General features: G+C 63.9%; 21 protein-coding genes and 2 tRNA genes. 7 read left to right on the forward strand and 16 right to left on the reverse strand.

From position 1 onward, the window contains the following. Positions 1-2 precede the first annotated feature (2 nt). The 6 genes from Q1U94_RS02000 to Q1U94_RS02025 form a co-directional block, all read right to left on the reverse strand. Complete coding sequence (locus Q1U94_RS02000) at positions 3-461, reverse strand: Na(+)/H(+) antiporter subunit B (RefSeq protein ID WP_300541409.1); 459 nt, start codon at positions 459-461, stop codon at positions 3-5. Next, positions 458-1,030 carry a DUF4040 domain-containing protein gene (locus Q1U94_RS02005; protein WP_300541411.1) on the reverse strand — a complete coding sequence of 191 codons (573 nt, stop codon included), beginning with the start codon at positions 1,028-1,030 and terminating at the stop codon, positions 458-460. Before Q1U94_RS02005 ends, Q1U94_RS02000 begins: the two co-directional genes overlap by 4 nt. Continuing rightward, complete coding sequence (gene mnhG, locus Q1U94_RS02010; RefSeq protein ID WP_300541413.1) at positions 1,027-1,404, reverse strand: monovalent cation/H(+) antiporter subunit G; 378 nt, start codon at positions 1,402-1,404, stop codon at positions 1,027-1,029. The genes Q1U94_RS02005 and mnhG overlap by 4 nt, the downstream gene beginning before the upstream one ends. Further along, complete coding sequence (locus tag Q1U94_RS02015) at positions 1,401-1,718, reverse strand: monovalent cation/H+ antiporter complex subunit F (RefSeq protein WP_300541415.1); 318 nt, start codon at positions 1,716-1,718, stop codon at positions 1,401-1,403. The genes mnhG and Q1U94_RS02015 overlap by 4 nt, the downstream gene beginning before the upstream one ends. Further along, entirely contained in the window at positions 1,718-2,221 is a 504-nt protein-coding gene (locus tag Q1U94_RS02020) for a Na+/H+ antiporter subunit E (protein WP_300541417.1), read from the reverse strand. Before Q1U94_RS02020 ends, Q1U94_RS02015 begins: the two co-directional genes overlap by 1 nt. 178 nt (positions 2,222-2,399) lie before the next feature. Continuing rightward, positions 2,400-3,488 carry a DUF2336 domain-containing protein gene (locus tag Q1U94_RS02025; protein ID WP_300541419.1) on the reverse strand — a complete coding sequence of 363 codons (1,089 nt, stop codon included), beginning with the start codon at positions 3,486-3,488 and terminating at the stop codon, positions 2,400-2,402. Between the two features lie 110 nt (positions 3,489-3,598). On the opposite strand from Q1U94_RS02025, the gene Q1U94_RS02030 reads away from it, so the two are divergent. From Q1U94_RS02030 to Q1U94_RS02050, 5 genes are all read left to right on the forward strand, one after another. Then, positions 3,599-5,035: a nodulation protein NfeD gene (locus tag Q1U94_RS02030; RefSeq protein ID WP_300541421.1), complete on the forward strand. Its 1,437-nt coding sequence runs from the start codon at positions 3,599-3,601 to the stop codon at positions 5,033-5,035. A gap of 8 nt (positions 5,036-5,043) precedes the next feature. Then, positions 5,044-5,826 carry a slipin family protein gene (locus Q1U94_RS02035; protein ID WP_366917243.1) on the forward strand — a complete coding sequence of 261 codons (783 nt, stop codon included), beginning with the start codon at positions 5,044-5,046 and terminating at the stop codon, positions 5,824-5,826. Positions 5,827-5,935: 109 nt separating this feature from the next. Continuing rightward, a complete protein-coding gene (locus Q1U94_RS02040; protein WP_300541425.1) occupies positions 5,936-7,246 on the forward strand; it encodes an MFS transporter in 1,311 nt (436 codons plus the stop codon). Continuing rightward, positions 7,230-7,637, forward strand: coding sequence for a peptide-methionine (R)-S-oxide reductase MsrB (msrB, locus tag Q1U94_RS02045; RefSeq protein WP_300541427.1), 408 nt, complete (start codon positions 7,230-7,232; stop codon positions 7,635-7,637). Before Q1U94_RS02040 ends, msrB begins: the two co-directional genes overlap by 17 nt. Before the next feature lie 25 nt (positions 7,638-7,662). After that, complete coding sequence (locus tag Q1U94_RS02050; protein ID WP_300541429.1) at positions 7,663-9,927, forward strand: S9 family peptidase; 2,265 nt, start codon at positions 7,663-7,665, stop codon at positions 9,925-9,927. 44 nt (positions 9,928-9,971) lie between these two features. On the opposite strand, the gene Q1U94_RS02055 is transcribed toward Q1U94_RS02050, so the two are convergent. The 9 genes from Q1U94_RS02055 to Q1U94_RS02095 all read right to left on the reverse strand — a co-directional run bounded on the left by Q1U94_RS02055 (position 9,972) and on the right by Q1U94_RS02095 (position 17,553). Beyond that, positions 9,972-10,589, reverse strand: a complete 618-nt coding sequence (locus Q1U94_RS02055) for an energy transducer TonB (protein WP_300541431.1) — start codon at positions 10,587-10,589, stop codon at positions 9,972-9,974. Positions 10,590-11,117: 528 nt separating this feature from the next. After that, positions 11,118-12,638 (reverse strand): tetratricopeptide repeat protein, encoded by a 1,521-nt coding sequence (locus tag Q1U94_RS02060; protein ID WP_300541433.1) that lies wholly within the window; start codon positions 12,636-12,638, stop codon positions 11,118-11,120. Positions 12,639-12,775: 137 nt separating this feature from the next. Further along, entirely contained in the window at positions 12,776-13,393 is a 618-nt protein-coding gene (locus Q1U94_RS02065; RefSeq protein ID WP_300541435.1) for an energy transducer TonB, read from the reverse strand. A 12-nt stretch (positions 13,394-13,405) separates the two neighbouring features. Beyond that, positions 13,406-13,810, reverse strand: coding sequence for a biopolymer transporter ExbD (locus tag Q1U94_RS02070; protein ID WP_300541437.1), 405 nt, complete (start codon positions 13,808-13,810; stop codon positions 13,406-13,408). A gap of 12 nt (positions 13,811-13,822) precedes the next feature. Continuing rightward, positions 13,823-14,236 (reverse strand): biopolymer transporter ExbD, encoded by a 414-nt coding sequence (locus Q1U94_RS02075; protein ID WP_300541438.1) that lies wholly within the window; start codon positions 14,234-14,236, stop codon positions 13,823-13,825. Beyond that, positions 14,233-14,769, reverse strand: coding sequence for a MotA/TolQ/ExbB proton channel family protein (locus Q1U94_RS02080; protein WP_366917242.1), 537 nt, complete (start codon positions 14,767-14,769; stop codon positions 14,233-14,235). Before Q1U94_RS02080 ends, Q1U94_RS02075 begins: the two co-directional genes overlap by 4 nt. 14 nt (positions 14,770-14,783) lie before the next feature. Continuing rightward, on the reverse strand, positions 14,784-16,169 hold the full coding sequence (locus Q1U94_RS02085; protein ID WP_300541442.1) for a MotA/TolQ/ExbB proton channel family protein: 1,386 nt from the start codon (positions 16,167-16,169) through the stop codon (positions 14,784-14,786). Between the two features lie 24 nt (positions 16,170-16,193). Then, positions 16,194-16,940 (reverse strand): DUF3450 domain-containing protein, encoded by a 747-nt coding sequence (locus tag Q1U94_RS02090; RefSeq protein ID WP_300541444.1) that lies wholly within the window; start codon positions 16,938-16,940, stop codon positions 16,194-16,196. Positions 16,941-17,478: 538 nt separating this feature from the next. Further along, positions 17,479-17,553 (reverse strand) — tRNA-Gln (locus tag Q1U94_RS02095). A gap of 228 nt (positions 17,554-17,781) precedes the next feature. Between Q1U94_RS02095 and Q1U94_RS02100 the strand changes: the two genes are divergently transcribed. Both Q1U94_RS02100 and sppA read left to right on the forward strand, forming a co-directional pair. Next, positions 17,782-17,858: transfer RNA gene (locus Q1U94_RS02100), tRNA-Pro, on the forward strand. Positions 17,859-18,036: 178 nt separating this feature from the next. Beyond that, a complete protein-coding gene (gene sppA, locus Q1U94_RS02105; protein WP_300541447.1) occupies positions 18,037-19,827 on the forward strand; it encodes a signal peptide peptidase SppA in 1,791 nt (596 codons plus the stop codon). 70 nt (positions 19,828-19,897) lie between these two features. Here the strand turns inward: sppA and Q1U94_RS02110 are convergent, their stop codons facing one another. After that, a complete protein-coding gene (locus Q1U94_RS02110) occupies positions 19,898-21,100 on the reverse strand; it encodes a DUF3667 domain-containing protein (protein ID WP_300541449.1) in 1,203 nt (400 codons plus the stop codon). Between the last annotated feature and the right edge of the window lie 39 nt (positions 21,101-21,139).

Consider the following 21,139-nt stretch of genomic DNA (forward strand, 5'->3'; position numbering starts at 1 on the left):
GATCACCAGTCCTCGTCCCGGATGTCCGGCACCCGGCCGGCAAAGGCGTAGAAGATCGCCAGCATCACCGAGGCCACCGTGCACAGCACACCCAGCTCGACGAGCAGGATGCCGTAGTGCTGGCCGGTATGATGACCCTGGTCGGGATGCAGCGCGTCGTAGTCGAGGAAATTCAGCGGCTCGCCGGCCCCGTTCATGAACAGGGTGGCCACGCCAACCCCGGCATACAGCAGGACACCGGTTGCCGCGCCGATACGGGCAACGACCGGCGGGATGGCCTTGCGGGCTTCTTCCATGCCGAAAATAAGCGCGTAGAGGATCACCGCCGCCGCAACAATAACACCGGCCTGGAAACCGCCCCCCGGCCCGAAATCGCCGTGGAACTGAACATAGAAGCCGAACACCACGATCATCGGGATCAGCAGTTTGGAAACGACGCGCAGGATCAGATGCGGGCTCATGCCTCGTCCTCCTCCTCGTCTTCGCGGCGGCCGGTGCCAAAGCCCAGCAGCAGCATCACGCCCAGTGCGGCAGTAAAGATCACCACGGTCTCGCCGAAAGTGTCATAGCCCCGGTAGGACGCCAGGACAGCCGTCACGACATTGGGAACGCCGATCTCGTTGGGTGTGCGATCCATATAGTCCATGCCCACATAGGCATTGGCGGGCGAATTGGGATCGCCATAGACCGGCATGTCCGGAATGGCGAAGAACAGCGCAGCACCGGCCGCCGCGACCACCGCCAGCGCGGCCCAGTGGCGCTTCTGTCCGGCCGGCTCGCTCTCGCGGGCGGTCAGCAGCATGGCGCCCAGCATCAACACAGTGGAAATTCCCGCACCGACGGCGGCTTCCGTAAAGGCCACGTCGACGGCGTCCAGCGAAACGAACCAGGCCGCCGAGAGCAGCGAATAGACACCGGTCAGCATCACCACGGCGAACAGGTTGCGCAGGCGGACGATGGCAAATCCGACCGCCAGCAGCATGGCGATCAGCGCATAGTCGAGATACTGGGTAAGATCATTGTCCATCATGACGTGCCCTTCCCGGCCGGCTTGCCGGCCTCGCTCGGGTGCGGCGGACGGAACCGCGACAGGTGCGGCTTGTGGCCGGCCCGGTGCGCGGCATTGGCGATCGCGTGGGTGGCGGTCGGACTGGTCAGGAAGAGAAGCAGGCCGACCAGGGCCAGCTTGGCTACGGTCTGCCAATCATGCGCCTGCAGGACCAGGCCGAGCACGATCAGTTCCGCGCCCAGCGTGTCGGTGACCCCGGCCGAATGCATGCGGGTATAGAAGTCCGGCAATCGAATGACGCCGATGGCGCCCGCCAGCACGAAAACCAGACCGGCCGTCATTGCTGCAACCGAGGCTGCGAACAGCGCATACTGGATGATCTCGCCCCAGTTCATTGCTCATACTCCCCGTCCAGCGCCTTGCGCAGCGACATCTGCGCCAAGGCGATTTCCAGCGAGCGGTAGCGGAAGAATTTCAGGATCGCGATCGTCGCGACGAAATTGATCAGGGCGTAGAGCAGCGCGATGTCGATCGCGTCCTGGCGCCCCACAAGCGCGGAGAAGACCAGCAGGAACAGGACCGTCTTGGTCCCGAAGGAATTCATGGCCAGCACACGGTCATAGAGTGTCGGGCCGGCGAACAGGCGCGCCAGCATGATCGCCATGGCGGCAGCCACTCCCAGCGCCACCAGGAAGGTGACAACTTCCATTATCGTGTCTCCCGCTTGCCATCCGATGCGGCGTCCGAACGCGCACCCATTTCCGCGAACCCGGCCGGATCGGTGAAGGAAGTATCCAGTGCGTGGACGAGAAACCCGTCCTCCTCGACATCTACTGTCACCGTGCCCGGCGTGAGCGTGATCGAGTTGGCGAAGACGCACAGGCCCAGGCCCGAACGCTGTTCGGCCGGTACGCGGACCAGGCGGGGCTCGATATCCAGCTCCGGCTTCATCACCAGACGCGTCACGGCCAGGTTGGCTTTCAGGATTTCTCCGCCCAGCCAGCTCCAATAGGCAAAGAGCGGAAATGCAGGCGCGACCGGCACCGTCTCCCGGTCGACGATTCGCATCCGGAATGTCAGGGCGACCGCGAGTGTAATCGAAACCACCCCCAGGGTCATGACGATGGGATAGTCGCCAGACAGGGTGAACGGCCCTGACAGGGTAAGCCAGAGCGCCACCAGAATGGCGGTGAGGCTGACGCCGTAGAACATGGAAACTCCCCGCGCGATAACGCTTGAGCCTCGGTTATTAGCGGGACAGGCGAGCCTTGACCAGACGAACCGGACGGTCAGTTGCAGACACAACCGGCGTAGGGTTATTGGCTCGCCCGGTGGCGGACGTCTTGCGGAACGCCAGGACGGCGTCCGCACCAGCGCCTGCGCACGAAGACTAGTCCTTGTCTTCCATGGACAGGTTCAGATAGCGCAGCACCGTCTGCGCCTTTTCCACCGACAGGCTGTCATAGACCTTGCGTGCCTGTACAAACGGATCGCTGTCCTCGGACCGCCCGAGCCCCTGCCAGATGTGGACGAAAGACGGCCATTTGAGCCCGGTTGCCTTGCACAGGATCGCCAGCGGTTCGCCAGCCATGTCGTCGAGCATCCGCAGGACGAGACGCCGGTCGACGGCGGCCAGGACAGCGATTTCGGAGACGATTTCGGGCCGCGCCCCGTCTCTGGCCATCGCCTTGCAGGCCCCCTCCAGGGATCCGAAGGGGCTGGCTTCGGCGGCATCGCGATTGCGCTGCCGCCGGTCGATATAGCGCAGCACCCGCGCGACCATCGGATCGGACCAGTCCTCGGCGGCTGCCATTGGAAAGATGTCATCCGAGGCTTCCCGCAGAATGGTGCGATCAACGGCGAAGCGCTCGAGGATCTGGAAACGGTCGACATGTTCACAACCCCAGAACAGGCGGAAGGCCTGGGCCGGGCGGAACTCGTCCCGCCGGATCAGCAGCGCCGGATAGCTTGGCTCCTCCATCGCGGCACCGACGAGATGATCGAGGGTCGGTGTCGCGAGCGTGGCGGTCTTGTTGCGCAGCAGGCGTTCGACGACCGGCGTCTCGCCATAGGCGGCCAGCGCCGCCGACACGGTTTCCGACAGGTTCTCGCGCCGCGCGATGGTCAAACGGTGTTGCAGCGTGCCGGCACTGACGATTTCCAGCATGTCGAAATCGGTCAGCGCGGTACAGGTCTCCAGGATGGGTGCGGCCACTTCGAACTCGTCGCTCGCCAGCGTGCGCAACAGGCGGTGCGGCGCATCGACAAGGCCGGCCAGGCGCTGGGCGCAACGCTTTCTGAGGTCGATATCGCTGGCGCGGATTACATCGTAGAGCAGGTCGCCGACGATCCAGCGCTCACGCGGCGTGATCCGGCTGGACGGCAGGCCCACAATATCCGCCAGACGCCGCGCCAGGACGGCGCGTGTCCTGGGCGTGGCGGCGGGTTCGGTCAGATCGAGCGGCTGGGCATCGGCCATGCAAACGAATCCCGGGCTTCAGGTCATGCGCCAGAATGCCGCGCGTGCGTTAACGAATAGTGCCCCATCACGCCTTTCGCAGCCACGGGATGAAGGCTACAAATCTATGCATGAGCCGTTTCGCGACCCTCGGCGGGCGCGCCGGCCCGGGACGCCTGCAGATGCAGGCTCTGGCCGCTGCGCTCTTCCTGGCCGGTCTCCTGATCGCCGCCCTGGCGGCGGCCCAGGAACCGGGCGGGGCAAGAACAGCCTATCTCATTGAAATCGATGGCGCGATCGGCCCGGCAACCGCCAGCCACGTCAGCCGCACGCTGGATGAGGCTGCGGACCGGGGCGGTGCCATCGCGGTGATCCGCATGGACACTCCGGGCGGTCTCGACACCTCGATGCGCGACATCATTCAGGCCATTCTCGCCTCACCCGTGCCCGTTGCGGTTCACGTCGCCCCCTCCGGATCGAGAGCCGCCAGTGCCGGGACCTATATCCTCTATTCTGCCCACATCGCAGCCATGGCCCCCGGGACGACACTGGGAGCGGCAACACCCGTTCAGATCGGCGGCGGCAGCCTGCCCTTCGGCGCCCCCCAGGACGAGGGCGACGCGCAGGACAATACCGGGGACGACGCCAGGACCCCCACCTCGCCCACAGCACCGTCGACCGCGATGGAAGCCAAGGCGGTCAATGATGCCGTCGCCTATATCCGCTCCCTGGCCGATCTGCGCGGCCGCAATGCCGACTGGGCCGAGCGTGCCGTGCGCGAGGCCGCAAGCCTGCCGGCCGCCGAGGCCGTGGAGGCCAATGTCGCCGACTTCATCGCTGACGATATCGATACCCTGTTCGCCGCCGCCCACGGTCGCGAGGTCATGGTGGCGGGACGCCCCGTGATCCTGAATATGGAAGGGCTGAGCGTCGAACGGCTGGAGCCGCGCCTTCGTGAACAGATCCTGTCGGTCATCACCGACCCCAATGTCGCCGTCATCCTGATGATGATCGGCGTCTACGGCCTGTTTTTCGAGTTCCTCAATCCCGGCGCGCTCTATCCCGGCACGATCGGCGCCATCTGCCTGCTTCTGGGCCTGTATGCCATGGCCGTGCTGCCGGTGACCTATGCGGGCGTGGCGCTGATCCTGCTCGGCCTGGCCCTGATGATCGCGGAAGCCTTTGCGCCCTCGTTCGGGATACTGGGCATCGGCGGCGTGGCGAGCTTCGTGATCGGTGCCGCCATCCTGATCGAGCCTGGCACGCCTGGCTTTGAAATCTCCTGGCCGTTGATCGCCGGCACGAGTGCGGCCATGGCGGGCCTGGGCCTCGTCATCGCCCGCGTGACCCTGCGCTCCTTCAGGCGCCCGGTGAGCACCGGCCGCGAAGAGATGATCGGCGCGCACGGCGTCACCGAGCCGGACTGGTCCGGCACACGCGGTCATGTCTTCGTCCACGGCGAGCGCTGGCGTGCGGTTTCCCGAACCCCGCTCGTGCCCGGCCAGCCCGTTCGCGTGACCGGCGTCAATGGCCTCACCCTCACCGTAGCCGCGGAGACATCCCGATGAAGGACCTGATCCCCATGCTGTCCAATCTGACCTTCTACCTGCCGATCATCGTGCTGGGCTTTGTTGTCCTGGCCTCCGCCATCAAGATCCTTCGCGAATACGAGCGCGGTGTGATCTTCACCCTCGGGCGCTTCAGCGGCATCGGCGGACCGGGCCTGTTCCTGCTTATCCCCTTCATCCAGCAGATGGTGAAAGTGGACTTGCGCGTCATCGTGCTCGACGTACCCAGCCAGGATGTGATCAGTCAGGACAATGTCTCGGTACGCGTGTCCGCCGTCGTCTATTTCCGTGTCATCGATCCGGAACGCGCCACCATCCAGGTCGAGAATTTCATGCAGGCCACGAGCGAGCTTTCACAAACCACGCTGCGCTCGGTGCTGGGCAAGCACGATCTCGACGAAATGCTGGCCGAACGCGACAAGCTCAATGCCGACATCCAGGAAATCCTCGACAGCCAGACCGATGCCTGGGGCATCAAGGTCGCCAATGTCGAAATCAAGCACGTCGACATCAATGAGAGCATGATCCGCGCAATCGCCCGCCAGGCCGAGGCCGAACGCGAACGGCGCGCCAAGATCATCAATGCCGAAGGCGAACAGCAGGCCGCCGCCAAGCTGGTCGAAGCCGCGGAAATGCTGGCACGGCAGCCTGAATCCATGCAGTTGCGCTATCTCTCATCGCTCAACTTCATCGCCGGGGAAAAGAACTCCACCATCATCTTCCCCTTCCCGATGGAGCTGGGACAGTGGCTGAAGCGCAATGGCGGAAAAGACGGTCCGGGCGAGAGCTAGGGCTCGCACGCGAGCTTGCCTGACGCGCACTTCTTGCTAGACAGGATGCCTTGCCAGCGTCCGTGCACAGCGGCGGACAATCCCGGATCCACAATGCGCGTCGGTCTCCTTGCCCGTTTTTCGTCCCCTCGCCGGTAATCGCAAACTCCGCCTGCCGCCTTTTGGCGCCTATCTGATCCTGGTGGCGGGCTGGTTCTTCGGCTTCGGGCTGCAGACCACGCTGTTCCCCGGCGTCATCACCTTCACCCTCGGCGAAAGCCCGGAGCGCCTCGGGATCGCCCAGGCCGCGCTGACAGCACCGATGATGCTGCTCCTGCCCTTCGCCGGCGTGCTGGCGGAGCGCCGGGACCGGCGCGGGATCATTTTCTATTTCTACCTTTTTGCCGGCCTTTCGGCCGCCACGCTGGGCGGGCTCCTTCTGGCCGACCGCCTGTCCTACTGGGTCATGGTCTCATTCGCCCTGATGATCGGCGTGGCCGGCGGTTTCGTCATGCCGGCGCGCGACAGCGCCATCAATCCGGTCGTGCGAATTTCCGGCCGCACCCGGCATGGCGGGATCGAATTGCAGCGCGCCGTGGTGATGGCCTCGGCAGTCCAGTTCGGAGCCCAGATCGCCGGCATGGCGCTGGGCTATATCGCCGCCTATACCGGACCGGGCGCATTGTTCATGGTCCAGGGCCTGGGCCTGACTGTTGGCGGCCTGTCGGCCGCCCTCCTTCCGCGTCTGGGCTCGAAGCGGAACCGGTCTACAGCTCACCCCCTACACGATCTGGGCGAGGGAGTGAGCGCCGTGTTCCGCTCGCCGGTCCTGATGCCGATGACGGTGATCATGATCGCCATCGGCATTCTCGTTGTCGGCGGGGCCTTCCTGGTGCTGATCCCGCTCCTGATCCGCGAAGCCTATGGCGGCGGTTTCCGCGAGATCGCCAGCCTGATGGTCGCTTTCTGGGTCGGCGCCTTCCTGGCCAATATAGCGCTGGCCGTGTTCCGGCAGATCGAAAAGCCCGGCCGGGCGCTGATCCTGGCCCAGTGCGTCACCGTGCTCGCCACCGGCGCCTTCGCCCTGCCCCTGCCCTTCTGGTCGCTTTACCTCCTCGTCTTCATCTGGGGCCTGGGCGCGGGCGTGGCGATTTCGCTGTCACGCTCGGTGGTGCAGGAACAGGCTCCGCCGGACAAACTGGCGCGGGTCATGTCAGTCTACCAGCTCGGCCTGTTCGGCGGCATGCCCCTGGGCGCCGTCCTGATGGGTTTCATGATCGGCGGGCTCGGCCCGCAATGGTCGGCACTGATCCCGATGATCGGCCTCGGACTGGTTCTGGTGATAATCTCTGCAACGACACCCATATTGTCGGTTCGCCGAGGCCAGCCGCACGTGCTCGTTTCGCCGGCCAGGGAGAATGAGGATGCCGAAACTCAGTGAAGACGAGATCGCCCGGCTAAAGGCCGGGCTGGATCCGCAGACCTATGCCATCGCCTTCGAGGAGGGCACGGAACGCGCCTTTACCCATCCGCTCAATACGGAAAAGCGCAGCGGAACCTATCACTGCAAGGTCTGCAGCCAGGCCCTCTTCTCTGCCACGCACAAATATGAGTCCGGCTCGGGCTGGCCGTCCTTTTACGATGTCAGCACTAGCGATGCTGTCGAGACCAGGACCGACTTCAAGCTGAGCGTTCCGCGCACGGAAATCCACTGCGCCAATTGCGGCGCCCATCTCGGGCACGTATTCCCGGACGGACCGCGGCCGACCGGCCAACGCTATTGCACCAACGGAACCGTGCTGGATTTCCGGCCGGAGGGGAAAGACGGCTGAGGCCGGCAACTAATTGGGGGAGAGTATGAATTCGAACACATTCGCCGGGCGGTTCGGCGTGGGACTGGTCGTCCTTGCCCTTGCCGCCTGCAGCCAGGAGACGTCCATGACCACCGAGACGACGGCCGCCAGCCAAACCGCCGCCAACTCCGCCCTGATCCTCCGGGCCCAGGGCATCGAACCGCCGCGCGCAGAGCAGCGGCCGGTCGAGATCGAGCAGCTCGGTATCGTGCGGGTCGACGAGTACCAATGGCTCAAGGACGAGAACTGGCAACAGGTGATGCGCGAACCGGAAACGCTGGACGCCGATATACGCGCCCACCTTGAGGCGGAGAACGCCTATCTCGACACCGTCATGGCGCCCACGAAAGACCTGCAGGAGCGGATCTTCCAGGAAATCCGGGGCCGTATAAAGGAAGACGACAGCTCGGTTCCCGAGCGCGACGGCAATTTCGAATATTTCACCCGGTATCGCGAAGGCGGCCAATATCCCATCTATGCCCGCCGGGCGATTGATCCGGAAACCGGCGAAGGCGCGGGCGAAGAGGAAATCCTGGTCGATGGCGATGCCGAAGCTGCCGATTTCGACTATCTCGACTTCTCCACCATGGACCACTCGCCGGACCATCGATACGTCGCCTATGGCGTCGATGTCCGCGGTTCCGAGTATTACGAGATCCGCATCAAGGAGATCGCCACCGGCGCCATCGTCGCGACACTGACCGATGAAAGCTCGGGCGACTTCACCTGGGCCAATGACAGCGAAACGCTCTACTGGGTCTGGCGCGACGAAAACGGCCGCTCCAAGCGCGTCTACCGCCAGTCGCGTGATGGCGGTGCCAGCGAGCTGGTCTACGAGGAGCCCGATGACGGCTTCTTCGTCTCGGTCGGCCTTTCGGACGCACACAACTACGTGGTCATCAGCGCCGGCGGCCACACCTCCAACGAAATTCGCATCCTTGATGCCAACGATCCGGCGGCCGAGCCCCGGCTGATCGCCGCCCGAGAGGACGGGGTGGAGTACTACCTCACCGAGGCCCGCGACCGCTTCTATTTCCGTACCAATGCGGACGGTGCGGTGGACTTCAAGATCGTCTCCGCCCCGCTGGACGATCCGGGCCGGGAGAACTGGGAAGACGTCGTGCCGCACCGGCCCGGCGTGCTCGTGCTGGACTGCATAGGTTTTGCCGGCTGGCAGGTGCGCATGGAGCGCGAAAATGCCCTGCCCCGCATCGTGGTACACAACTACGAAAGCAGTGAGGAATACGATATCGCCTTCGATGAGGAAGCGTATTCCCTGGGCATTTCAGCCGGTTATGAATTCGAGACCGACACGCTCCGCTTTTCCTATGAAAGCCCGTCCACGCCGGAAGAGACCTATGATTTCAACATGGCCAGCCGCGAGCGCGTACTGCGCAAGCGCCAGGAAGTGCCCTCCGGTCACGATCCCGAGGATTATGTCGTTCGCCGGATCATGGCCCCTGGCCATGACGGGGTCTCCATCCCCGTCACCATTCTCTATCGTCGCGACACGCCGATCGACGGCACGGCGCCGCTGATACTCTATGGCTACGGCTCCTACGGCATCACCATTCCGGCGGCCTTCCGGGTGACCCCGCTTTCCCTGGTCGATCGTGGCATGGTCTATGCCGTCGCCCACATCCGGGGCGGAATGGCGAACGGGTATCAATGGTATCTGGACGGAAAGCTGGACCAGAAGACCAATACTTTCCGGGACTTCGTCTCCGCCGGCGAAGCACTGGCCTCCGAGGGCTATACGTCGCGCGGCAATATCGTCGCCTATGGCGGCTCGGCCGGGGGGCTGCTGGTGGGGGCGGCGATCAATCTTGCCCCGGACCTCTTCGCCGGCGCCATTGCGGCCGTGCCCTTCGTGGACGTTCTGAACACGATGTCGGATGCGGAACTGCCCCTCACCCCGCCGGAATGGCCCGAATGGGGCAATCCGCTGGAAAACGAGACGGATTACCGCACCATCGAGGCCTACAGCCCCTACGACCAGATCGAGGCAATGGACTATCCCCATGTCCTGGCCACGGGCGGGCTTACCGATCCGCGCGTGACCTACTGGGAACCCACGAAATTCGTCGCCCGCCTGCGGGAGACGCGCACGGATGACGGGCTGACACTGCTGAAGATGAATATGGGCGCTGGCCATGGCGGTGCATCGGGCCGTTTCGACAGCCTGCGCGAAACCGCGCTCAACTGGGCCTTTGCCCTGATGGTTGTGGGTCTTGCGGACCGTGAAGTCGAGGCCATTGCCGCCGAATAGCCGTTCGGGGACAGGTGGATAGCACCTATCCCCGCCTTCCCGGCCTAACCGTCCATCGAGTAGACGAGCTGGGTCGTTGCGCCACGGAACATGACCGGCTGACCGTCCCGGATCTGCGGATTGTAACGCCAGCGGCTTACCGCGTTCAGCGAAGCGCGTTCGAACGTGCTCGACGTGCAGGAAAGCGTGCGCACATTGGCCGTCGTGCCCTGGGGGGTAATGTCAAAGATCACAGTGCATTGCCCCTCCAGTCCGCGCGATGCGGCGGACGGCGGATAAGCGGGATTGATGCGCACGGTCGGCACCGGCGACCGTGCCACCGGAACCAGGCCCGAACCACCTGAGATATCGCGGGTTTCCACGGGCGGCAGGGTCCAGGAGACACCGGCCGGCGCCCCGTCCACGGCACTCGCCGGCGTATCGGGTCTGGGCAGCGGCGGCGGCGCCTCGACCGGCGGGATTACCTCGATCGGCATGCGCTCGTCCGGAAAGAGCTCGTCCGGTTCGAAGCGAATCTGGACCGGCGGCAAGTCCTCCACCGGTTCGGGCGCCCATGGCCCGATATCGATGAGATTGTTCATCAAAACGAACAGCCCGGCGGTCACCGCGGCGGCGACGGGCAGAACGATGGGCGTACGGATGGGATGAAATGTGGCTGTCATATCTTCAGGCTCCCCACGGGATAAGCCCTGCATGGCCCCGGACAGGTCGTCCCCTCTTTCTCAACCCGGCCGGAAGCCCCGGACGCAGTCCTCGCGCACCGGACCGGCCGGAACGGCGGGGCTACAACTCAGCCATCCGCCGCAGGATCAGTACACACCGGATTGCAGGCGAAGACGGGACCAAACCGGGACGGAATGTGGCTGCAACAGGGTCATTTCAGGATGAACACCAGTGCGAGCGCGCCTGCCCGCCCGGCCCGGCCGGGCTCCCGGAAATGGTCCGGCATGTACACCTCCCCAAGTCATGACGCGAACTCCCCAGCCTCGGTGCATGCCGTCATGATACGGAAAGGTTTGCTTCACAACCGGGTGGGAATTGGGCGCGCAGTAGTCGTGCCTCGCTGCGCTGCGGCGAGGGCGTGAATGGAGCGCCGCGCTGTGCGCCCCGGACCGACATCGCCACAGCCAAAAGAAAACGCCCCGGCCGAGGCCGGGGCGTCTCATCTGTCAGCCAAGCTGGAAACCGTCCTAGCCGGCGTCCTCTTCTGCCGGGGCGTCGCCTTCGGCGACGTCTTCTTCCTGGCTGATCTCCTCGCCATACTGGTTGTAGAGATCGGTACAATTGTCCGGAACGTCGACCACGATCCGGCCTTCCTCATCGACATCGCCCAGGAGAATGGCGGTCTCGCGCAGATCTTCGACCGCGAAGCGGCATTCGTCCTGGCGAACGCGTTCGCGGATGCGGATCCGGTCGGCGGCCGCGGCGCGCTGGGTGTTGATATAGTTGATCCAGCCATTCGCCGTACGGCGCGAATAGGGATAGCGCGCGCCCTCGCGGAAGGCGGCCAGGGCGCTGTCGGTCCGGCCAAGATCCACGCGCACATTGCCCAGAAGCGTCCAGGCATTGCCCGGACGGTCGAGACCGCCGCGGTTGAGCGCTTCCTGGAAGGCATCTTCGGCCGCAGCCAGCTGGCGCTCCTGATAAAGCGCTTCGGCGAGCTTGAGGTAGTTGTCACCATCACCGGTCAGCTGTGCCAGCTGGCGCAAGACCGGAATGGCGCGTTCCCATTCGCGCGCCTGACGCCACATATTGGCCAGCAGCTGGACATTGTTTTCCGTGCGCTCGACGGCGCCGGAATTCAGCTCACGCTCCAGGATCACGGCACCCCGATAAGGATATTCATAGAAGCTGTAATACTGGGCGAGCGCCACAATCTCACGGCTCTCGGTGAGCATGCCGTTGATATACATGATCTTGTTGGCCTCGAACGCATCTTCCTCGCGGCCCGTCTGGGCCAGCAGGGACGCGTAGGAGCGCCAATTGCTCTTTTCCGTCGGCCAGCGCGCAACCATCTGTTCGATGATCCGGAACTGGTCCGGCACCCGGTTAAGCTGCTGATAGTAGAACAGCATCAGCGAGTGATCGCCGCGGGTGCGTTCGGCCGCAGGGCGCAGGCTCCAGAAGCGTTCGGCCCAGGGCAGGCCGTCGCGATAACGTTCGGCCTGGCCATAGGCCTGGGCCAGCATGCGCGCGACACCGACATTGATGGCGCTCTCGCCACCGGCTGCAATCGCCTGCTCGAGCGACTGGATGCCCTCATTGTAGCGGCCTTCCGCAATCAGCAGCTGGCCGATATTGATCCGCAGGTTGACGATTTCCTCGGTCAGCATGGCGCCCGTCTGGATCGCCGCCTGCCAGTCCTGGATGGCCCGGCTGATCTGTTCGATCTCGTAATAGGCCCGGCCGCGCATCTGCAAGGAGATCGAACGCTCATACGCATTGATGTCGGACATGCCGAGCGCACGGTTCAGGGTCTCGATGGAGGCCGCAAACTGGTTCTCGCCCTGCAGGTTCTGTGCTTCCAGCACGATCTCGCCGATCCGCGCCGAGAATGTCCGGTCCGCACCGTCATTCTCCTCTTCCTGGTTCTGGTTCCGACGCTGGGCGTCGGCGTCCGTGACCATTACCCCGGCCAGCGAGGCAGCAAGGGCAAGCGTCGCGACGGAGCGCAACAGGCCCGATGTATCGAAACCGTTGAAACGGATCATCGATGGCTCCTTCATACCGGCCCCACTCCCCGGACCGGCTTTGACAATGTTGACGGAACGCGGGGCCCCATCCCCGGGGCCGGTCCCGATGCGCGAAATCTGCGGGGGCGGCCGCCTGGCGGCCGCCCCCGTTCAGTCTAGTCGCTCAGGTTGAAATCGAACTGCGTGCGAACGCCCCGGCGGGCCACCGGCACACCATCCACGACCTTGGGATTGTAGCGCCAGCGTTCCACAGCACGGATCACCGCGCGGTCGAACAGGGAACTCGTGCAGTTCAGCACTTCGATATTGGTCGGCGTACCGTCCGGCGTCACGTCGAACTGGACGGTGCACTGGCCCTCGACCCCGCGTTCCGCAGCCCGCATGGGGTATTGCGGTTCGATCCGCACCAGCGGCTGGGCATCGCGGTCTGAGACCGAGAAGTTGACCGTATCGCTGCCCAGTTGCGGCGCTTCGAAATCCGGGATCGCACCCATCACCGTGGCCAGCCCCTCGGAGGGCTGCTCGGCGCGCTGCCGCTCGATCTGCGGCGGCGGGGGTGGCGGATCGACCTGCTGGACGTCCTCGATCGTCGTGTCGCGGCGGCGGGCTTCCACCTCCTGAACTTCATCGTTGATCGAGAAGTTCCGGTCTTCGACATCCTCGTCGATCGGCGCACCCTCGACGAGGATGAGCCGGGTCATGACGAAGAACAGCACCACCGTGATGATGGCTGCGACCGGGACACCGACTACGAGGCGGACAAAATTACCCATAATGTCTCCTCCCTACTCCTGGAGCGTCGAAACATGCACTTCGACACCCATTTCTATGAGCAGTTCCTGGACGTCGAGGATGAGGCCGATATTGGCTTCCTCGTCGCCCTGGATGGCAGCTCGTCCCTTGGGGTTCTCCTGCAGCAACTGCTCGATCACCCCCCGCAGCTCATTCATCTCGTAGACCCGGCGATTGACCCAGATCTCGTTGTCCGAGGTCACCGCGATCAGCATCGACGGGTTCAGATCGTCCTCCATCATGGCGTCGGGGCGGAAAGTATCCACGCCGGGCTCCTTGATGAAGACCGAGGTCACGATGAAGAAGATGAGCAGAATGAAGACGACGTCCAGCATGGGCGTCATGTTCAGCTCGACTTCTTCCTCGCCGGTATTCACGCGACTGACACGTCTTGCCATGCCTGCCTCCCCTTAGCTCTGCTCACCGCGTGAGCGCTGGATCGAGACCGGGACACCATTGGTGCCCATCTCGTCCCAGATCTGCACGATGATGCCGTGGTCGGCCTCGTCCTGGACTTCCAGGAGCACGGCACTGTTCGGCGCTTCCGCCCGGAAGCGGTTCACGGCCGACAGCACGCGGTCGACATCGGTCCGCACCTGGTTGACGAAGATCTGATTTTCGTCATCGACCTGCACCACGATCGGCGGCGGTGCATTCGAGTCCGGTGGCGTGTCCGATTCAGGTGGCGGACGCATGTCGATACCTTCTTCCGAGAGGAAGGTGGCAGTGACGATGAAGAAGATCAGCAGGATGAACACGATGTCGAGCATCGGTGTCATGTTCACTTCGGCCTGATCGTCGTGGTGTTGGGCTCTCCGTCTCATGCTGCGCGCTCCTCACCGATTTCGAGCGAGTCGGCCAGCCGCGCCGTGCGGGACTTGGCCAGACGCTCGATCTGGTTGGCGAAGATCAGGCCCGAGATGGAGGCCACCATGCCGGCCATGGTCGGGATCGTGGCGCGCGACACGCCGGCCGACATGGCCTGGGCGTCGGACGAGCCTGAGATCGCCATGACATCGAACACAGAGACCATCCCGGTCACCGTCCCGAGCAGTCCGAAAAGCGGCGCGACCGCGACGAGCGTCTTCACGAGCTCGACATTCTGGTCGTTGCGCTGTTTGACCTCCGAGATGAGTTGGTCGCGGATGGCATGGGCATACCAAGACTTCTTGTCTGCCCGCGCTGTCCACTCCCGCTGCGCCTGCTTCGCAATGCCGTCCTGGGCAAAGAAGAAGAAGGCGAAGCGCTCGAGGATGAAGGCCCACATCACGAAAGTGATGATCATGATCCATGTCAGGACCGGGCCTCCCCGCTCGAGGAACTCCTGAAGGCCGGTTGTAACGGCCTGGAAATCCATAGCGGTTCCTCCGATTAGCCGTGACGCTCTTCAGCGTGACGCGCGACCATGCCCGCAGCCTGTTCTTCGAGCACCTGCTGAACGCCGCGCGCGAAGGACTGGGCGAAGCTGTGAATGAACAGCAGCGGAATGGCGGCAATAAGGCCAAGCACCGTGGTCATGAGGGCTTCGGAAATACCGCCGGCCATGATCCGCGGATCGCCGGTGCCGAACAGGGTGATCTGGGTGAAGGTCTTGATCATACCCGTCACCGTACCCAGCAGGCCGAGCAGCGGAGCGATACCGGCCGCCAGCTTCAGGAAGTTGAGGCCGAATTCCAGCTTCGGCGATTCCTGCAGAATGGCTTCGTCGAGCTTGAGTTCCATCGTCTCGACGTCCTTGTCCTTGGACGCCTCATAGGCCAGCATCACACGGCCGAGCGGGTTGGACTTGGAGCCCTTGGACTTGCGCTTCTGGCCGGAGACAGCCGCCTGGGTGCCCAGCAGGACGAAGAGGCGGAACAGGCCGAAAGCGGCCGAGATGATCAGCAGGCCGATGATGACCTTACCGACATTGCCCGACTGCTCGATACGCTCGGAGATGTCCGGAACGTCCTTGTAGATGTCCAGAAGCGGACCGCGGGACGGGTCGACCACGCCCATGACGATCTCGTTCGGATCGGCATTGAACAGGCTGGAGGCACCGCCCACGAAGTTGGCCGGCGGCTGGGCCGGCAGGTCGCGGAGGTTCCAGGCACCCGTCGTGTCGTTCTCTTCCCAGAGCGCGAAACGCTGGTTGTTGTTGTGGTTGGTGAAGACCACGAACGGACCGACGCGGGTCGCCGGAACGGCTTCGCCGCCACCGATGCCGGTAACGCGGGTGTTGAAGGTGACGACCTGCTGCTGCTGGATCATCTCTTCGATCATGCGGCGCCAGATGTAGTCCAGCTCCGAACGGGTCGGCAGGGTCCGGCTGTTGGCCAGGGTTTCCAGCGCATCGGCGCGGCCCGGGAACTGCGCCGAGACGATCGACGAATCGATGATGGCGGCAAATTCGCCGGCGGTCTGACGGGCCTGACCGAACAGTTCGCCGAACGCGCCCTGACGCTGACGCAGCTCGGCGTCGAGTTCGTCGATCTGGGTCTGGTTGGCTTCGAACTGGGCCGTGAGATTGTCGGCCTGGTTGCGCAGCGCCGCCAGCTCGTTGCGAGCCTGGTTCAGCAGTGCCTGCTGCTGGTTCGTGCTCTGCTGGAATTCACGCAGGCGTGCCTGGTTTTCCGCGCTCGCTTCACGGGCGTCGGAACGCACGCGGTTGAGGAGTTCGCTGAGGGATCCGGCGGGCTCGGTCTGAGCCACGGCGCCGGAGGTGAGTGCCACGCCCATGGAAACGGCAGCGGCGAGCATTTTGATGGTCGTCTTCATAATCCTACTCTCCGTTCCAAGCCGTTACTGGGCAACCTGCGGGCCAGGCAGCGGGACGAGGAAGACGGACGGGGTCGTCACTTCCTCGGCGATGCGGATGGCGCGGGTCACGTTGGCTTCGTAGCTGCCCGGGAGTGCTTCCCAGTCGCTGGAGTTGTTGTGGCGGATGGTCATGCGGCCATCGTCGTACTGGCGGATCATCGCCACGCGGCCGATCTGAAGGACCTTCACATTCACCGGAATGCCGTCCTCGATCACTGTGTCGTCATAGGCATTCAGCGAACGGCCGTAGGACGCTTCGATGTCGTAGGCATTCAGGATCACGCGATAGCGCTCGGCCGGGGAGACGTTCGGGTCGTCGACCAGCTCGTACAGGTTTTCGATACGGGCCAGGCGGCCATTCTCGCCTTCCAGGCGGAAGGGCAGGTCGAGGTTCACGAACTCTTCCAGGTTCTGAACCATTTCCCGCATCATCGGCGCGAGATCGGTCTGGATGCTGTCCACACGCTCGATCTGCTGCTGCAGGGAATCGACTTCGTTCTCCTGCGAACGAATGAAGACCTGCTGCTGTTCCACGAACAGGCGCTGGGATTCGATCTGCTCCAGCAGCGCGCGATATTCGAGTTCGATATCGGTGCGCTGGTCGTCCAGCTGGTCGATGCGGCGCTGCGTCTGCGCACCTTCCTGCGTATTGTTGCGTGCAACACTGAGCGTTTGGTCCAGCTGCGCAACGGCGGCCCCCCCAAAGGCGCCCGCCGCAACCGTCGCCATAAGCGACGCGCGAACCAAATTCTTCAAGTTCACCATTTCTCGCCTCACAATGGTCAATGCGGGTCCCCAAAGGTTCCCCGCCCCAATAAAACTTCGATGCTGACCCGGCATAGGCCTGCCGGTTTGGCCCCCTACCCTGAATGTTCAAGCGGCCTGCAGACAGCTTCCGCACACGGCGGCTTAGCGATCAAGTCTAGCCGAGTGGTTACCGCAGCTGCGGATCACCCGATACCCCGTGATGGTTGCTCCATCATCTTATAGGCGCTCTCGCGCCGCTTGAAAAATCGCATGAACGCTAACACCAGCGTTACACCACGATCAATACATCTTTGTGGCTGGAATGCGGCGCGAACTGCGCACAAATGGGCGGGATTCGCCTGATACGATCACCGCAACTGCAATGCTCGCCTGTAGGGAGTGATTGCCATCCGGCCGGTTTCGCATCGAAACACGGTGCCGCACCGGATTGCCGCCCAGATCTGCCTGCGCAGTCATGTCACGTCTTCGTGACCGGCCGGTCCTGTAGGGAAAGAAGGGATGGCTGGGGCGCCAGGATTCGAACCTGGGAATGTCGGTACCAAAAACCGATGCCTTACCACTTGGCGACGCCCCAACCGGGCCCGTCAGCGACGACGGAGCGCGGTAGATACATAACCCCCGTCGGGGATGCAACGGTGCAATGCGGTCGGCTGCAGCGCCAACTGCACAATCGGGGTGCATAACTTACAACAGGAAGCAGCTGCATTCAGCCGCGCAGCACCGCACAGAACCGGGCCTGCAAAGCCCTGCGTTTCGCGCGTTGCACCGGACCGGAGAGTTGGCTATAAGCCGCGCCTCGGTTCGGAGTATAGCTCAGCCTGGTAGAGCACCGTCTTCGGGAGGCGGGGGTCGCAAGTTCGAATCTTGCTACTCCGACCATTCTCTCTTTCCCGCCCAGATTTCTCGAACACGTCCGGCATCGCGCACCGGGCGGGACACGCGGCTGCACAGTCCCTCGACCGCTTTCTGTCACAACACTACATTATGCCCCCAAAACGGGACCGCTTCTTGCACAACGGTCCTGAAGGTGTGCACGCGCGGGTCGGAAGGGGCTCTCATGAAACAGTTCTGGATTACTTTCTTCGGATCGATCGTCGGCGTGATCGTCGGCTCGGTCCTGGCGGTCATTGTTCTCGTCATGCTGATCGGCGCCATGATCGGCGCAGCGCTGGAAGGGGCCGAGACCGACGCCACCCTGCCCCGCGACGGCATCGTGCTGGAACTGGACCTGCGCCAGCCGCGCCTCGACACGCCCTCGCGTTCGCCCTTCGGTTTCGCCGAACCGCTCTCGGCGGTGGAAATCGTGCAGACGCTGCAGGTCGCCGAGAACGACGATCGTGTGCAAGGCCTGTTCATTCGCGCCAACGAGTTCGGCATGGCGCCGGGTCAGGCCGAGGAGATCCGCGAAGCCATCGCCGATTTCCGCGAGGCCGGGAAATTCGTCCTGACCCACGCCCAGGGTTTTGAGGGCACCACGGTAACCGGCTATTTCGCAGTGTCCGGTTCCGACGAGATCTGGCTGCAGGACACATCCAGCTTCACCCCGGCCGGTCTGGCAGCGGAAGTGATGTTCCTGGGCGGCCTGTTCGAGCACTTCTCCGCAGAGCCGCAATTCGAGCAGTTCCACGAATACAAGAATGCGGCGAATACCTATACCGAAAGTACGCTGACCGAGCCCCATCGCGAAGCCGTGGAATCCTACATCGGTTCGATCTTCGACACCGCCGTGGCGGCGATTGCCGCAGACCGGGGTCTTGCCGGTGCAGATCGCGCCCGCGCCCTGTTCGAAGCCTCCCCCCACACCGCCGAATCCGCCCGCGAGGCCGGGCTGGTGGACCGGCTGGGACATGTGATCGAGGCGCGCGAAGCCGCGCTCTCCCGTGCCGGCCAGGATGCGCAGACGATCGAGATCGCCGATTACCGCGAACAGGCCACGCCGGCCTGGAGCAATGCGCCGGTCGTCGCCCTCATCGAGGGTCAGGGCGCCATCGTGACGGGAACACCGGAACAGGGCCCGTTCGGTGGTGAGGAGATGATCGGCGGCGACTTCATGTCGGAAGCCATTCTGGACGCCGCCGAGGACACCAATGTCCGCGCCATCGTGATCCGGGTCGATTCGCCCGGCGGTTCCGCGATTGCCTCCGACCAGGTCTGGCATGCGATCAACCGCGCCCGCGAGGCCGGTAAGCCGGTCATCGTCTCGATGGCCTCGCTGGCTGCATCGGGTGGCTACTACATCGCCGCACCGGCCGACTATGTCGTCGCCCACGCGACTACGCTGACCGGTTCGATCGGCGTTCTGGGCGGAAAGATCGTGCTGGACGGCACGTTCGATCTGGTCGGCCTGAATGTGGAGACCATCTCGGTTGGCGGCGAATACGCCACCGCCTTTTCCAGCCAGCAGGCCTGGAGCGAAACCCAGCGCGCCGCCTATCGCAGCCAGATGGAAGACATCTACGACGACTTCACCCAGCGCGTCGCCGATGGCCGCGACCTGCCGCTGGAACGCGTTCTGGAGATCGCCCGAGGCCGTGTCTGGACAGGTGCCCAGGCGCTGGATCTGGGCCTGGTCGACGAGATCGGCGGTTTCCGCGATGCCGTCGATGCGGCCAAGGAGCTGGCCGGCATCGCGCCGGAGAGCGATGTCCGGTTGCGCCGTTTCCCGCGTCAGCGCACGCCGCTGGAACAGTTCCAGGAACTCTTCGGCGTCTCGGCCGAATCCGCCGAGGCCGCAGCACGCCTGAATGCGCTGATGGATCTGCCGGAAGTTCGCGCTGCCGTACGGGCCCGCGAGGATGCCCGCCAGACCGGTGTCCAGATGCGCAGCCAGGTGGCCGCACCGCGCTGACCTCCGGTCCGCACACATGCGAAAAGGGCCCGCCTTTGCGGGCCCTTTTTTGTCGCCGGATGCCGCGCCGTCACACCGCCATGAAAATACCGACGAACAGCAGAAGCAGCAGTCCGAACGACAGGATGATCGAATAGACGAAGTCCATGAACAGCGTGCGGACCGCCGAGGAAAAGCGGCCGTGGGCATAGACCGTCCGGTGCAGCCGGTAGAGATAATAGTTCGACCACAGCACGAAGACGAGCATCGCCCAGCCCGCACCGATGGTCAGACTCATCAGCCCCAGCAGGATAAACTGGAAGAAAAGAAAGGCGTGGAAATGCAGCGACACGATGAGGTGGTCGTAGAAGAAGAAGCCACGCTTGTAGAAGTGCGTCGCCGCCAGCAGCAGGGCGTAGATCGGCAGCATCAGAAACAGAAGCCGCGGCGCCCAGGTCTTCATGGCCACCCACAGTGCCTCGCCCTCGGTATCCACGATCCGGTCGGCCTGATCGGCCAAACGCTGGCGGAACCAGAGCGGCAGCTCGGTGATGTCGTCGTCGAGCGAGATGTTCCAGCCCTCCATTTCCACCACCTCGTCCTCGCCATCGCTGGCCGTTTCGGAGTCTGGGTAGAATTCGGGCAATAGCGCCTGGCGCAGGTTGAGCTTGATGTCCTCCAGATTCTGCTGGCGCTGCATGGCCCTGACTTCCGGCGGCACCGCCTCCATGGCGTCGAGTTCGGCCTGCGCGGCATCCAGCCCGGCGGTCACCTGGTCGCGAACCTCCGGCGGCGCGTTTTCAAGCCCCGCGCGGGCTTCCTCCAGTCCCTGCCTGTTCGCCTCGATATCGCCGGCATCCGGCGCCGTGCCGCCGCCATTGACCAGCGAGAAGGCGAGGAAGAAGAGAACGCTGGCGGTCAGGTAGAGCCGGAAGGGCATGACATAACGCGCCCTCACGCCGGAGAGGTATTGCCGGGTGAGCTTGCCGGGCCGGAACATGAGAGCGGGCAGTGTGCGCCACAACCGCCCCTCGATCCCGAACAGCCCGTCCAGTACATCCAGCAGAAGATCCCAGATCGGCCGGTGAAAGGTGTCCGATGTCTGGCCGCAGCTGTGGCAGACCGGACCCGAGAGCACCGTCCCGCAATTGGAACACGTCCCGGCCGGGGTCGGCGATTCGAAGACCGAATAGTGGTCTGCCTTCTTTCGCTTGGACGACTGGATGGCGTCGCCGACCTCACCGCTGCCTGTTCCGGCGACAATCGCGTCGGAAACCGTATCTCCACCCGTCATGAAAAAGCCCCGCGACCTGCCATCAAAACGTCAAGCTAG

The sequence above is a fragment of the Maricaulis sp. genome, assembly GCF_030149515.1.
In the GTDB taxonomy this organism is placed as follows: Bacteria; Pseudomonadota; Alphaproteobacteria; order Caulobacterales; family Maricaulaceae; genus Maricaulis.